The organism is Bradyrhizobium sp. HKCCYLRH2015 (genome assembly GCF_051168215.1).
Lineage (GTDB): Bacteria > Pseudomonadota > Alphaproteobacteria > Rhizobiales > Xanthobacteraceae > Bradyrhizobium.
This window is the reverse complement of record NZ_JBNPUO010000009.1, coordinates 211,037-224,817: the sequence shown is the minus strand read 5'-3', so window position 1 is coordinate 224,817 and position 13,781 is coordinate 211,037. Positions and strand designations below refer to the sequence as shown.

General features: G+C 64.3%; 14 protein-coding genes. 6 read left to right on the top strand and 8 right to left on the bottom strand.

What is annotated here, in order from left to right; all coding sequences use genetic code 11:
- The first annotated feature begins 106 nt into the window (after positions 1 to 106).
- The gene (locus ACQR1H_RS24100) at positions 107 to 805 is read left to right on the top strand and encodes a helix-turn-helix domain-containing protein (protein ID WP_316217453.1); all 699 of its coding nucleotides are present in this window, start codon (positions 107 to 109) and stop codon (positions 803 to 805) included.
- 350 nt (positions 806 to 1,155) lie between these two features.
- On the opposite strand, the gene ACQR1H_RS24095 is transcribed toward ACQR1H_RS24100, so the two are convergent.
- The 5 genes from ACQR1H_RS24095 to ACQR1H_RS24075 all read right to left on the bottom strand — a co-directional run bounded on the left by ACQR1H_RS24095 (position 1,156) and on the right by ACQR1H_RS24075 (position 5,285).
- Entirely contained in the window at positions 1,156 to 1,485 is a 330-nt protein-coding gene (locus tag ACQR1H_RS24095) for a hypothetical protein (RefSeq protein ID WP_315803376.1), read from the bottom strand.
- A gap of 11 nt (positions 1,486 to 1,496) precedes the next feature.
- Positions 1,497 to 1,910 (bottom strand): DUF302 domain-containing protein, encoded by a 414-nt coding sequence (locus ACQR1H_RS24090; RefSeq protein ID WP_315803375.1) that lies wholly within the window; start codon positions 1,908 to 1,910, stop codon positions 1,497 to 1,499.
- Positions 1,911 to 2,014: 104 nt separating this feature from the next.
- Positions 2,015 to 2,554 (bottom strand): c-type cytochrome, encoded by a 540-nt coding sequence (locus ACQR1H_RS24085; protein WP_315803374.1) that lies wholly within the window; start codon positions 2,552 to 2,554, stop codon positions 2,015 to 2,017.
- Positions 2,541 to 3,818 carry a sulfite dehydrogenase gene (gene soxC, locus ACQR1H_RS24080; protein WP_316182403.1) on the bottom strand — a complete coding sequence of 426 codons (1,278 nt, stop codon included), beginning with the start codon at positions 3,816 to 3,818 and terminating at the stop codon, positions 2,541 to 2,543. Before soxC ends, ACQR1H_RS24085 begins: the two co-directional genes overlap by 14 nt.
- A gap of 93 nt (positions 3,819 to 3,911) precedes the next feature.
- Complete coding sequence (locus ACQR1H_RS24075) at positions 3,912 to 5,285, bottom strand: PLP-dependent aminotransferase family protein (RefSeq protein ID WP_315803372.1); 1,374 nt, start codon at positions 5,283 to 5,285, stop codon at positions 3,912 to 3,914.
- An 85-nt stretch (positions 5,286 to 5,370) separates the two neighbouring features.
- On the opposite strand from ACQR1H_RS24075, the gene ACQR1H_RS24070 reads away from it, so the two are divergent.
- Positions 5,371 to 6,360 carry a helix-turn-helix transcriptional regulator gene (locus tag ACQR1H_RS24070; RefSeq protein WP_315803371.1) on the top strand — a complete coding sequence of 330 codons (990 nt, stop codon included), beginning with the start codon at positions 5,371 to 5,373 and terminating at the stop codon, positions 6,358 to 6,360.
- Between the two features lie 20 nt (positions 6,361 to 6,380).
- Here the strand turns inward: ACQR1H_RS24070 and ACQR1H_RS24065 are convergent, their stop codons facing one another.
- Entirely contained in the window at positions 6,381 to 7,346 is a 966-nt protein-coding gene (locus ACQR1H_RS24065; protein ID WP_315803498.1) for an MBL fold metallo-hydrolase, read from the bottom strand.
- A gap of 238 nt (positions 7,347 to 7,584) precedes the next feature.
- On the opposite strand from ACQR1H_RS24065, the gene ACQR1H_RS24060 reads away from it, so the two are divergent.
- The 3 genes from ACQR1H_RS24060 to ACQR1H_RS24050 all read left to right on the top strand — a co-directional run bounded on the left by ACQR1H_RS24060 (position 7,585) and on the right by ACQR1H_RS24050 (position 10,235).
- On the top strand, positions 7,585 to 8,484 hold the full coding sequence (locus ACQR1H_RS24060) for an AraC family transcriptional regulator (protein ID WP_315803370.1): 900 nt from the start codon (positions 7,585 to 7,587) through the stop codon (positions 8,482 to 8,484).
- A gap of 189 nt (positions 8,485 to 8,673) precedes the next feature.
- The gene (locus ACQR1H_RS24055; RefSeq protein WP_315803369.1) at positions 8,674 to 9,495 is read left to right on the top strand and encodes an alpha/beta fold hydrolase; all 822 of its coding nucleotides are present in this window, start codon (positions 8,674 to 8,676) and stop codon (positions 9,493 to 9,495) included.
- Between the two features lie 107 nt (positions 9,496 to 9,602).
- On the top strand, positions 9,603 to 10,235 hold the full coding sequence (locus tag ACQR1H_RS24050) for a response regulator transcription factor (protein ID WP_434908289.1): 633 nt from the start codon (positions 9,603 to 9,605) through the stop codon (positions 10,233 to 10,235).
- Between the two features lie 141 nt (positions 10,236 to 10,376).
- On the opposite strand, the gene ACQR1H_RS24045 is transcribed toward ACQR1H_RS24050, so the two are convergent.
- Together ACQR1H_RS24045 and ACQR1H_RS24040 are read right to left on the bottom strand one after the other, a co-directional pair.
- Positions 10,377 to 10,706: a hypothetical protein gene (locus ACQR1H_RS24045; protein WP_316182395.1), complete on the bottom strand. Its 330-nt coding sequence runs from the start codon at positions 10,704 to 10,706 to the stop codon at positions 10,377 to 10,379.
- Between the two features lie 244 nt (positions 10,707 to 10,950).
- Positions 10,951 to 11,940: an alcohol dehydrogenase catalytic domain-containing protein gene (locus tag ACQR1H_RS24040; RefSeq protein WP_434908288.1), complete on the bottom strand. Its 990-nt coding sequence runs from the start codon at positions 11,938 to 11,940 to the stop codon at positions 10,951 to 10,953.
- A 134-nt stretch (positions 11,941 to 12,074) separates the two neighbouring features.
- Between ACQR1H_RS24040 and ACQR1H_RS24035 the strand changes: the two genes are divergently transcribed.
- Entirely contained in the window at positions 12,075 to 12,926 is an 852-nt protein-coding gene (locus tag ACQR1H_RS24035; RefSeq protein ID WP_315803365.1) for a LysR family transcriptional regulator, read from the top strand.
- Positions 12,927 to 13,781: the final 855 nt, after the last annotated feature.

Sequence of the window (13,781 nt, the reverse complement as noted above, 5' to 3'; positions counted from 1 at the left end):
CCACAATCTGCCAAATGCTCCAGATCGGATTATCAGACCGCACGTATGCAATTGACTTTTGTCACAGTTCGGGGCGATAGCAGATGAGTAACCGCTGGAGCTTCGCTTGCGCCCCGACGAACTCGCCCAGTTGAAGACGCTGCCGCTGTTCGCGGACCTCAGCGACGAGAATTTGAAGCGGCTGCTCGGCGCGGCTCTACTGCAGCAATTTCCGGCCGGAGTGCGGTTGGCTCGCGAGGGAGATCAGGCCGACTTCCTGCATGTGCTGATTGGCGGATTGGTGGAAATCTACACCGAGCAGGATGAGGCCGAGTGGGGCATCTCGCTGCTTCGTCCCGTGTCGACCTTCATACTTGCTGCAGTCGTGGTCGATCAGGCGTATCTCAATTCAGCCCGCACACTGACCGAGTCGCGGGTGCTGCTGATCCCGGCCCGCGATGTAAGGGCACTCTTCGACGAAGACATCGCATTCGCACGGATTGTCGCTCAGGAGTTGGCGTATGCCTATCGCGCTTCTGTCAAGAAGCTGAAGGGCACCCTGGCCCGGTCGAGCATCGAGCGCCTCGCCAACTGGATACTTGCCGAAGCCCAGCGCGAACCGGCGCAGGCGAATATCGTCATTCCATTCGACCGCGGCACGCTGGCCTCCCACATCGGCACGACGCGCGAAAACCTGTCACGCAGTCTTGCCCAACTTACGAGCCATGGGGTTCGCATCCGCGGACGAGAGATCGTCATCGACCGCAAGGAGAAGTTGGAGCTGTTTGCCCGGCCAAAGCCGCTGATCGACGATCCCGGCTCGTAGGCTCCTCTTGCGATCGGTCCTGCCCCTCTGTTGGGAACGGTCAATCAGCAGAGTCCGGAATCGGAGCCGTCGATATGGTTCTTCTCCGCCGCCACACCCACTCCGCGTGGCAGTCGCTGAGACGGCCCGAAACCGATCGGCCGCTGCGTCGGTGATCTGGTTTTGCGCGATCGGCATTGCCAATGCCAGGGGTTCACCAGCCCTCCTCTAAACGTGACTGCTTTTAGATTTGACGAGGCCACTTCAGCATATCGGCGGGCTCAACGCCGGGCGCTACTGCCAGGGCTTGGACGTTGTCCAGTGTGAGGTTAATCAGCCCCGCTTCTATCTTGCCACGCCGCAACATCCGCCTAGACCAGGCCCGGCGGACCTGGCTGATCGTCGGCGTCCCGCGACACGATCGTCGGCGGCTCATCATAGCCGGCACGGCTGCTATAGAACACCAGCACCATCAGCCCGATGCCGCATACGAGCGAGAACAGCACGCCGATGGCCATCGCGGCATAGCCTGACGACGGCACGTCGGTGCCTTCTGCGGACGACCAGCCGAGAACCGCGACGACGATCACCGCAACCAGCATCGACAGCAATGCTGCGACGAGCAGATAGGCGCCGGCCCCCATGGTGCGGGCATCCGACGCCATCTCTCCCCACAGCGAACGCCAGGATATGCGCGGCATGGCATGCGCCCCTATTGCGGCGACGCTTCGGACGCCGCGGCTCCGGCAATCGCCTCGAGCGCGCCGGTCATGGCCCGCACGGCCGGCTCGGCCGCCGCCGGTCGGCCGTGACGCCCCAGCAGCCAGGCCGGGTCATTGTAGGACAACCAGGTGCGGCCCTCGGCGTCCTGCCACACGAGGACCTTCAGGGGCAGATCGATGCCGCTGGTCTGTGCGGCCTGCATCAGCGGCGTTCCCCCTTTGGGGCTGCCGAAGATCAGCAGGTCGGTCGGGCGCAGCGTCATGCCCGCCTCGACGGCGCCGGCCCGATGGTCGACATGAGCAAAGATCGTCAGTCCCCTCGATGTGACCGCGTCCTGCAGCTTCCGCATCGTGGTGCTCGGATCATTATGGCTTTGAATCGTGATCAGCCCGTTCGGGTCCATGGCTTGTGCTCCGATCGTTGTCGACAATGTCAGAAGGCCGAGCAGAGCGAGCGTCCACCCGATCACGAGGCCCCGGCCGGCGGATTGCCGGCAGCCTGATCCGCTCATTTTGGCGCCCGCACCCTGCTGAACTCCGGCACGGGAACGAAGCCGTCGCGGTTCGGCATTCTAACCTTCGGAAGCGAGGCCTGATCGAGACGGCCGTCCGGCGGCAGGATGCCGTTCAGGCTGAGGATGTAGGCCGACAATGCGTAGTAGTCGTCGACGCTGAGCGAGCCCGGAGCCTGGTACGGCATGGCGCGATGGATGTAGTCGAACAAGGTCGTGGCATAAGGCCAGAAACTGCCGACGGTCTTCACCGGATTGCCAGAGGCGAGCGTCCCCTGACCGCCCACCAGACGATCCTTGATGCCGCCCTGCCCGCCTTCGCCATGGCAGGCGGCACAGTTCTCGGCAAACAGCTCCCTGCCACGCGCGGCCGTGCCGCTGCCCTCTGGCAAGCCCTTGCCGTCGGGACGGACGTCGATGTCCCATAGCCTGATCTCCTGCGCCGTTGCCGGGCGTCCGAATTCGGCCGCATGTGCCGGACAGACGAGAAGCGCCGCGGCCAGCGCGGTAGCGAAAAGGCGCTCAGGCGAGAACATTGCTGACCTTCCCATCGCCGCTGATACTCCATGTCTGCTGGGCGCTGTAATGGAACAGCGCGTTGGTCCCGGTCTTCGCGATGAACGATTTGCGATCGGGCTGCACATTGCCCTTCTCGTCGGTCGAGCGGCTGACGATCCTGGTGGGCTTGCCGTCCCACTGCCAGTCGAGCTGGAAGCGCGCCTGCGCCTTCGGCAGCACGGGATGGTTCAACCGGGCCTGCTGCCAGGTTCGGGCCGCGTCGGTGCTCACCTCGACCTTTGCGATCCGACCATGGCCGCTCCAGGCCAGGCCGGTGATGCGGTTGTAGCCGGGGCGGATCGTCATCGTCCCCGAGGGCGAGGTGATGACGGAATTGGTCTCCATCCTGAGCTGGAACTGCATCGCCTTGCCGTTGGCCAGCAGCTGGGTGTAGCGCGCGGTCTCCCAGCGCGTCATCCAGGGCGCGTCGCCGAATTTCAGGCGGCGCAGCCATTTGATGTTCAGATTGCCTTCGAATCCGGGCATGATGAGACGCAACGGGAAGCCATGGGCCGGCCGCAGCGGCTCGCCGTTCTGGCCATAGGCGACGAACGCCTCGTCCATGATCTCATCCGTGAGCGGGATGCTTCGTGCAACGCCCGCCGCGTCGCCGCCCTCGGCCAGCATCCAGGCGGAGCGATGATCCTTGCCGACCAGCTCGATCAGATGGCGAAGCGGGACACCGGTCCATTCGTTGCTGCTGACGAGACCATGAGTATTCTGCACCGTCAGATTGGGGTCGGCCTTCTTCCAGTTCTCCCAGCCATTGCCGGTGCACTCGATGAAAACGACGCGCGAGATCGAGGGCATTCGCGCGATGTCATCGGGCGTCAGCACAAGCTGCTCGCGTGTCATGCCGTGGATGAGCAGCCTGTGCCTGGCCGGATCGATGTTCGGAACACCGGAATGGCTGCGCTCATAGTGCAGATCCGACGGGGTGATCGTGCCGACGAGCCTGTCGAGTGGCGTCTTAGAGTTGATCGCATCGGCGGGATCGACATTCCGCTTGCCGGGCGTCGCCTCCGGAATCCGTCCGATGTGAACATAGGGCGAGCGCGCGCTGAAGGCGGACAACGCATCACCCGGCTCCCGCGCCGGCACGTCGGCCAGATCGTCGGCGAGCGCTTCGCCGGCTATCGAGACGCTGACGGCGACCGCCGACGCCTTGACGAAGCGTCGACGCGAGATGCCGCCTCCCTCATCGGACCGGAGCCAGGTGTGAGACGGCTTTTCGATGCTCATGCGTGCCCTCAGGATGACGGAGGTCGCAGAGGCTTATCTGCAATTCGGTGGCGCCTCCATTATACCGGGGGATGTGAACGCCCGGGGATCGCGCTATACGATCTGTCTGACGGAGCGCGCGGTGACTGCGCGCGACAGCACCTGCAATGCCTGGCCGAGCTCGGCCCGGTTGCGTGCCGCTCCGAGAGAGAGACGCAGACCGCGCGGTGCCGGCTGGCCGACCGCGAACGCGACCTCACCGACGACGGCCAGGCCGTTCCGCATCAGATGCGACAGCAGGTCGGTGCCGTCGAGCTGCGGCGACAGCGGCATCCAAAGATGATGACTGGCGGGACGCGCGGCATAGGTCACTCCCTTCAGCAGACGCGACGCGAGCTGCTGACGGGCGGCGGCCTCGTTGCGGATGGCGCGGATGATCTCGTCGGCGACACCGGACTTCAGCCAGTGCGTGACCAGCGCAACCATCGGCGACGCCGGCATCTGCATCGTTGCCTGCAGGTTGACGCGCATCATCTGCTCGGCCTTGTCGTCGGGCGCCAGCAGATAGGCGACACGCAGGGCCGGCGCGATGCATTTGGCGATGCTGGCCGCGTAATAGGTTCGCTCGGGGATCAAGGTCGCGATCGGCGCGACGCGCGGCTCCAGCGGGCCATAGGCATCATCCTCGATCAGCACGGTGTTGCGCTTGCGGATGATGTCGGCGATTGCCTGCCGCCGTCCGGCGCTCATCGTCGCGGTAGTCGGATTCTGCTGTGTCGGAACCAGATAGACCGCCTTCGGCCGGTGCTTGCGCACGGCGTCATCCAGCGCGTCGGGCCGGACCCCCTCCAGATCCATGGCAGCCCCGATGAGACGCACACCTAGCTGCGCAGCGGCAGCCTTGATTCCGGGAAAGGTGAGCGCCTCCGTCACGACGACATCGCCCGGCTGCGTCAGCGCCAGCAGAGCATTGAAGATGATCGCTTGCGATCCCGGATAGATCACGATCCGCTCGGGCGAGGCATGAGACAGCCGCGGTTGCAGCCAGAGGGCGGCAGCTTCGCGCTGGTCCACGCTGCCGCCCGGCGGCGCGTAGCTCAGAAACGCGCTCAAGCCGGCCTCCGTGCGAATGGTCGAAAGCCCCTGCTCGATCCGCCGTTCGAGCTGCGCCTCGACCGGCTGTGGCGGCAGGTTCATCGAGAGGTCGATGGTGACCGTGGCCGGCTGGTCCGGAGACGCACGCGCCGTGGTCTCGGACACGAACGTCCCCTGCCCGACGCGCCCCTCGATCAAGCCTCGACGACGCGCCTCGCTATAGGCGCGTGTGACCGTCGTCAGATCGATCCTCAGCTCCGCCGCGAGGCTGCGGTGCGTCGGCAGCCGCTGCCCACGCAGCAGCCGTCCGCTCGCGATATCCGCGGCGAGCGCATCGACGATGCGGACGAACAGCGGCCCTTGCCATTCGGAAAGTGTAGGGAGCCAATCCATGCAATTCTCCGCAATTCCTTTGATTGCATGCTTCTTCTGACAGATTGTATGGATCATCCCCCTCGGTCAAGGACGGAGGCGCGCAATGGACAACGAGGCCAGAGAAGCCAACACGGCGACGCGACTATCGCACACGGGCCGACATGTGCCGGCCCTGGTCACCTCGCTGCCAAGCCTGGCGCACATCCCTGCCGAACGACGCTGGCGCGAGCCACCGCACTCACCATCGCTGACCGCGGACGGCGGAGCACGACTCTCGGTCTCGATGTGGAGCGGAAGGATCGACAGAGCCGCACTCGAGGTGCAAGCCGATCTGGCCGACCTGCCCTACACGGTGTCTTACGCCGTGCGGTGCACGAACCTGTCGCTCTCCATTGCCGGACGGTCCGTGATCGATGGCGACGTCGTTCCAGGCACCATCGTCCTGACAGGGCCCGCGCTTCCCAATGCGCGGGCAATCTATCGCGAGGACTACGCGATCCTGCGGGCGTTCGTCTCTCCGGCCACCGTGACGGAATGTTACGAGGACATCAGCGGCAGGCCCGCCGACCCTTCGATGGAGTTGTTCGGCCCGCAGGAAGCGGACGACAAGGTGCTGCGTCACCTGATGACGTCGCTGATGCGCGCCTTCGCCGATGACGCCGCCCCGAGCCGGTTGTTCCTCGACAGCCTGAGCATCAGCTTCGCGGCCCACCTGATCGGGCGCTACCACCTGAAGCAGGAGCATTCGCCGAAGCGAAAGCTGTCGCCGCTGACACCGTGGCGGCTGAATCGGGCAAAGGCCTTCATTGATGCTCATCTTCAACAGCCGATCGCGCTGGCGGATCTGAGCGCCGCCGCGGGTCTCAGCCGCATGCATTTCGCAGCTCAGTTCAAGGCCTCCACCGGCATGTCGCCCCACATGTATGTCCTCCAGTGCCGGGTTCATGCGTCGAAGCGGCTGCTGCTCGATCCCGAGCGATCGATCCGGGATGTTGCCATCTCCGTCGGATTCAAGAGCGAAACGCATTTCATCAATGTGTTCCGGCGCCTGGTCGGAGAAGCGCCCGGACGCTGGCGCCGCGCTGTGCCATGATTTCGTCTTGGCCGCGGACGTCAGACGCCCTGGTAGACCAGTCGGGTAAAGAACGCCGGCGTGATCAGGAATTGGCCGAAGCGGCTGTCGAAGGCCGTGGTCGGCTTGGCCGCGATGGCCTCCTCCACCGAACGTCCCTGCTGCTTCAGCTTGGCGACATTGTCGCGGATGGCGGAGAGCATGTCCCGATAAACCGCGAGCTCTTTCCTGTTGCTCACGGGCGCGCCATGTCCGGGAACGACGATCGTCCTGTCGCCCGCCGCGGCCAGATTGGCATCGGCGGCCTTGATCATGCCGTCGATGCTGCCGCCGGTCGAATAGTCGATGAAAGGATAGATTCCGTTCCAGTACGTGTCGCCACAGTGCAGGACGTCGGCCTCGGTGAACGTGATCGACAAATCGGAATCGGTATGCGCAGCGCCGTAGGGCCGGAGCACAACCGTCGCGCCGCCGTGCTTCAGCGTCGTCTCGGCGCTGACGGTCTCGCTCGGAACTGCGGCGAGCGGCGATGTCGGGAAGTTGTAGTCCCAGTCCTCGACGCGCTGCGCTGACAACAGATGCTTGCGGGTGTTCGCGTGGGCGACGATCGCCGCTCCCTCGCCGTTCAACCACGCATTCCCGTCAGTATGGTCGAAATGCCAGTGCGAGTTGATCAGGCGCGTCACAGGGCCGCGGCCAATGGTATTCAGACTCTGCAGCAGCTTCGGACGCGACGCCGTAATGCCTGCATCGACAAGCAGCTTGCCGTCGCGTCCGGAGAGAACCGCGATGTTGCCGCCGGATCCTTCGAGAATGCTGACATCGCCGCGTAGCGCGTGGACCTTGATCGGCGCATGCGCCGCCGCGTCGCGGATCGTATCCACGATGTTGCGGGCTTCGGCAAACGCCTGCGATGGCGTGAGCCAGCCTCCCGCGGCAACTGCACCGGCTGCGGCGATACAGCAGATGCAGAACGTTCGGCGGGAATGGTTCTCAGCCAGTGTCATCTTGCGATCTCCCATTGCCCGTTCGGCAGCAACGTCTCCCGGCAGCCACCACAATCTGGCCTCGGCGCAGCGTTGCGACGGCTGGTCACGACATCTAGCGGACGAGAGACCATGCTTGCTTCCTGAAAGTGCGAATGACTTTCCAATTCGCACGTCAATCGATGGCGCTGCGGCCTACGGCCTCTTTCGCATCCGGTCGGCGCTGTCTAACTAAACGATTTCTCGACGAGGTCTCTCCATGCTGGTGCACGACGAAACTCAATGGCGCGCCAAGCCTGCCCCCGCCACGCTCGCAAACGGCCGCCATCTTCAAGTCGGCCTGTCGCGCTGGCGAAGCGAGCACAACGGTCCTATCGAAGTCTGCTCCGATTGCGAGGATGATTCACACGTCGTGACGCTGGTGCAGCGGCGCGCGCGACAAGAGTTGCTGATCTCCGGACGCAGCGTCTGGAGCGGCGGCGAGGAGCCGAATGCCATGCTGATCACCGGCCCGCGGCAGGGACGTTGGCGCGGGGTGGCCAGGGGCCGGCTCGACAATCTCAGGGTTTTTCTCTCGCAGGATCTGCTGCGCGAGTGCATGAACAGCGTGCTCGGGCGTTTGCCATCGGGCGACATCTGTCTGTTCGAGACCGACCGGATCGTCGACGACGGTCTCCGACAGCTTGCCTTGGCATTCAGGGCCGCGGACCTCTATGACGGAATCGCGGGACCCTCCTTCGTGGAAGGTCTCGCCTTGGCGTTCGGCTCGCGCTTGATCGAACGACATCATGGCCGCACGATCAGCGCCGGCGACGCGGCGAAGCCCGCGGCCGACCGTATCGGCCGCGCCCTCGACTATATCGATGCGCACCTTGGTAGGACGATCTCCCTGTCGCAACTCAGTGACATCGCTGGCCTTCCCCGATCTCGATTTGCCGCCCAGTTCAAGGCCGCCACCGGGCATCCGCCCCATGCCTATATCCTGCACCGCCGGATCGTCCGCGCCCAGGAGAGGCTTCGAGCGACGGAACAGCCAGTCGTCTCGATCGCCTTCGATCTCGGCTTCAGCAGTCAGGCCCATTTCACCACCGCCTTTCGGCGAATGACCGGAAACTCCCCGGCGCTTTGGCGGCTGGGCGCCCGCAATCGAACAAGCTGAACCGTAGCTCCATCCGCTGCAGCTGCCCAGCGCGTGCTCGTGCATTCTTTCAAGATTGGAAGTCCGCACGGAAGACTTCTCCGGTGGGTCTCTTTTAAGTCGTTGTCGAACGAACGCTCACGTCCGAGGCCGCGCCGTAGCCCGCGCTGCAATCGGAATCCTCGACGGGTCTCAACTGGAGATGCATCCATGCCCTTCATCACGACGACCGACGGAACCGAGATTTTCTACAAGGATTGGGGCAACGGACAGCCGATCCTGTTTCATCACGGCTGGCCGCTCAGCGCCGACGATTGGGACACCCAGATGCTATTCTTTCTGCATCGCGGCTATCGCGTGATCGCGCACGATCGGCGCGGTCACGGCCGGTCGAGCCAGTCCTCGACCGGCCATGACATGGACACCTATGCGGCCGACGTGGCGGAGCTCGCACGCGCGCTCGATCTGCGCAATACCGTCCACGTCGGACACTCGACCGGCGGCGGCGAGGTCACGCGTTACGTCGCCCGTCACGGCCAGGGGCGCGTTGCAAAGGCCGTTCTGGTCAGCGCGATCCCTCCGATCATGCTCAAGACGTCAGCGAATCCAGACGGCACGCCGCTCGCCGTATTCGATGATCTCCGCGCCCAGCTCGCGGCCAACCGGGCGCAGTTCTATCGCGATGTGCCGATTCCGTTCTACGGCTTCAACCGGCCGGGCGCGCGCCTCATCGAGGGTGTCGTCGACAATTGGTGGCGTCAGGGCATGATGGGCGCAGCCCACGCGCATTATGAATGCATCAGGGTGTTCTCGGAAACGGACTTCAACGAGGACCTCAAGCTCATCGATGTACCGACGCTGGTCATGCACGGCGATGACGATCAGATCGTGCCTTATCAAGACGCCGCGCTGCTGTCGGCCAAACAGCTCAAGCATGGCACCTTGAAGCTCTACAAGGGCTTTCCGCACGGCATGCTGACGATCCATGCCGACGTCCTCAACGCAGACATTCTCGCGTTCATCGCAGAATGACGGCAGAGCTTCCTCGCCGTCGAACATCCTCGCATTCGGCTGCGGACTCCCCTCTCCTGCAGCACGGTGCGCGGACGCGTGGCCGCGGCGAGTTGCACCATCTCAGGTTGGCCAGGCCGGAGATCCCACCACCTCATGTCGTCGCTGTCGTCGATGACGACACGACGTCGCGAGACGTACTCGATGCCATCTTGATGTCAGCGGGTCTCGAGTCCAGGTGGCACGATTCGATAGCTTCGCTGCTCACCAGGGGCGTGGATCGCGAAGTCGGCTGCCTCCTGATCGACGTCCGGTTGCCGGGCAAGAGCGGCTTGGCGCTGCAGCAGCATCTCTTTGCACGCAACGTCCGAACCCCGATCATCATGAGCGCCCGCGACGCGGATGTGTCGACCGCTGTCGGCGCCATGCGATCCGGCGCAATCAACTTCGTGGAGAAGCCATTCCAGCCGCGGAACCTCCTCACGGCGATCCACGAAGCCATTGACATCGAGGCGCGACGGCAGAAGGAGGAGCGCGCGAAGGATCACTTGAGGGATCGCGCCACCCGGTTGACGCCGCGAGAGATGGAGGTCCTGACGGCTCTCGATCGCGGCCTGGTCAACAAGCAGATCGCGGCCGAACTCGGGATCTCCCTCATCACGGTGAAGATGCATCGAAGCAATGCCTTCAGAAAGCTCGAGGCGACATCCGTGACGGACATGGTTCAGAAGGTCCGCGACCTCGAGCTCGGGCGGTGCTAGCGAGGGCGCCGTGGAGTTGTCGTCTGGGTGGTGTCGATAGAGAATAGGTCGAAGCCCGCCTTGCGCAATCCGGTGCGAGCGACACGTTCACCCGTGAATGTGCGGGCAACTGCAGGCGTGCTGCGCATGTCCTCGCCTGCGTCAGATCAGGACGGCAGCGAATCTCCAGTCGACCGACTTGCCATCGACCATTGCGTGGAAGGGCGAGAACGCGGTCTCGGCCATTAGCCTTCTCGACGAATTCTGACCGTGCCGCTCAGACCTCCAGACGACGATGTCGGTGATCGAGCCATCCGCGTTGGAGATCATGAGCCGGGAGACGAAGCCGGGCTGCTGACGAAGCCAAGCATCGATGTCACGGCCGGCTTCGACGGCCTGCTTCGCCGCAATCCCCGGCTTCATGCGGAACGAGGTGACTTCCGCCGCCTGAGGCAAGCCCCGCGCGTGACGTGTCTCGCTGGCCGTCACCATGTCTCGCCTCTCAGATCTGGTCCCCACCGGAGACCTCGATCGAGGAAGAACGAACCCTTGAGATGCGTGGCGAGCAGGTTATCGAACATCTCGGGTGTCACCTGGTCGACGGTGGCGAAGAGGCCTGCTCCGGCTTTGTCGACAAGGTGGTCGAAGCGGGCGCGGCACCAGACTCTCATCGCGCGATCCCTTGGCGTTGCCATTTGCGAGTGAAACCTGTGCAGCCGTGATTGGTCGAGCAAGCTCACGCCGCCCCGATGTCGACCGCAATCTTGCCTGCGCCACCCCCCTTCTTGAGGGCGTCATAGGCCGCGCCGACGTCCTCGAGTGCGAACCGGCGCGGGTCGAGCAGCGGCGTGAGCTTGCCGGCCTCGACCATCTGCGCGGCCTTCTCGAGAATCTCGCCGTGGTGCCGCCGTCCTTCACCCTCGATCAGCGGCAGGAGGGTGAAAACGCCGGAATAGGTGCCGCCCTTGAACGAGAGAGGCGCGAGCGGATGGGTGCCCCACCCCAGCGATGAGGTCACGTGACCAAACCTCGCCACCGCGGCGAAGGCGACGTCGAGAGCGCCAACCGTATCGTACACGACGTCGAAGCCACGCCCGCCCGTCACGCGGCGGACCGCTTCGGCAATCGGCTCGTGCCGGTCGATGAAGGTCGCGCCAAGGCGTTCGATCACGGGCCTGCTCTCCGCGCTTCCCGTGGCATGGACCGTTGCACCGAATGCGAGCCCCAGCTGGACCACGATATGACCGACGCCACCGGCTCCGCCCAGCACAAGGAGCGTCTGTCCTTGTCGAATGCCGACGCGATCGACAAGACCCTCCCAGGCCGTGATCGTCACGAGGGGCAGAACCGCGGCCTCGCGCATGGAGAGGTTGGCCGGCTTGGCCGCAAGCAGATCCTCATCGGCGCTGACATATTCGGCCAGCGTTCCGGGATGACCGCCGACGCCGCCGACCATGCCGTACACCTCGTCGCCAGGGCGAAACCGGGTGACGCCGGGGCCGACGACCTCGACCGTCCCAGCCATGTCCAGCCCGAGGATGGCGGGCGCGGGATGCTTGGCATGCGCGGCCTGGCCGGCTTGGATCTTGGCGTCCAACGGGTTGGTGCCCGCCGCGGCGATGCGCACAAGGACCTCACGGTGCCCCGGCGTCGGGCGGCTGATCGGGGTGACGCGGAGCGGCGCGCCAGTTTCGTGGAGGACGGCAGCCGTCATCGAATGGGTCATTGAGACCTCCTGCTGTGATGGCGGAGACCATGATCCCTCATTTTCTGAATGGACATCATCGAATTTGTACGTAATTCATTCAGTTCTGAATAGGTGTCCAGCGATCCCGTCGGGCTGTTTTTGAAAGGACCGGCATGGAGTGGAGCGACCTGCGGATCTTCCTTGCCATTGCGCGCGAGGGCACGCTCGGTGCTGCAGCGCGTCGGCTCGGCCTGTCTCAACCGACCATGGGACGCCGCCTCGCAGCCCTTGAGGCCGCCGTGAACCAGACGCTGTTCCAGCGGACGTCCGAGGGTTTCGTGCTCACACACGAAGGCACGGCCGTGCTGGCCCACGCCGAGCGCGTGGAGGAGGAAGCGCTCGCCTTCGAGCGACGCCTGGCCGGAACGCAGGCGCAACTCGACGGCTTCCTCAGGATCTCATCGTCGGACTGGTTTGGCCGCTTGATGCTGGCGCCTGTCCTTGCCGAGTTCGGCCGTCTCCACCCGCGCGTTTGTGTCGAGCTGCTGACCGATGCTCGGCTCTACAGCCTTCCCCGCCGCGAGGCGGACCTCGTGTTCCGCATTCGGTCGTTCGACGAGCCGGAGGTGATCTCGCGGCGGCTCTTGCACATTCCCTATGCTGTGTACGGCCCGGTTCACGGCCCCCGGAACGTCGGAGGCGACGGCGAAGGGATCAGGGTCGTCACCATGGACACGGCCTTCGCCGACATGCCCGACGCGCGCTGGCTGGCGAAGAAACTCCCGAAGGCGGAGGTCGCGATGCGGAGCAACAACCGGGACGTTCAGGCCATTCTCTGCGCGCAGGGAGCGGGCCTTGCCGTCCTGCCCCGACCGCTCGGAGACGCTACGCCCGGCCTCCAGCAGGTCGACGTCGGCGAGCAGCCGCCGGGGCGGGACACCTATCTCGGCTATCATCGAGATCTGCGCCGGCTGGCGCGGCTGCGGGCTGTGCTCGATCTGGTGATCGCGCGGCTGGCATCGTAGGCCGCGCCGTGGCGTGGCGCGCGAGCCTTGCGGACCGGGAGAATGGGGACGAAGCGTTCGGGTGGAGGGGTGACCGTTGGTAGCGGGGGTCCGCTACATCGCGAAACCCACTATTCCGGAAGCTCTATTTTCTTACCGAAGAGCAGCCTAATTCGGAAGGTCGGATCTCGACAGCCCCCCAAAAACCGCAGTTCATGCGCGATCCGTCGCCGCCCAAAATGGTCGGCGAGCGGGTTGAAATCGAGGAGGCGCAACCACCGATACCGACATTCGCTTGCCATTGCTATCTGAGGTGACTGCCGGTGCTCAGGCGCGGATTGCAATGAAGGAAGATCCCCCCGTTGAATGTCGGTACCCATCACACGGGAGAGGTCCTAGGCTCGACCGCAATTGATCCAATCAAAACAACGATTTAGTCAACTCTCTAATAATGTCCCCCTGCTTCGCCGAGGCACGATCTTGGCACATAGAAGATTTCAGCGAACCGGTCGTGTTCCCCGGCGTGGCGTGAGTCGATAAGAGCAAAGCCGTCCGGCCGCGCTCCCCAATTGCGTTCTAGCGGGTGGACGGCTTTACGGTGTTTACCGGCGATTGCCCGGTAGGGTCGGGTTGCTGACACCAACCTGATTCGAGGCACCACCGACGACCAACGAGATGATGAACTTCGGGCGCTCGTGGAGAAGGGCAACGGCTCTGCGGCGGAGAATGTGCCCGCCTCATGTTTTTGGCCACGCTATTCAGCCCCGCATGAACGTTGGGGAGCCCAGTGCGGCCTTGCGATTATGGATAAGGCTCTCGAGACGATGTGCCGCTACATTGAGAGTGGCGGCGTCGGGCGCGCTCTCGTCGTCAGTT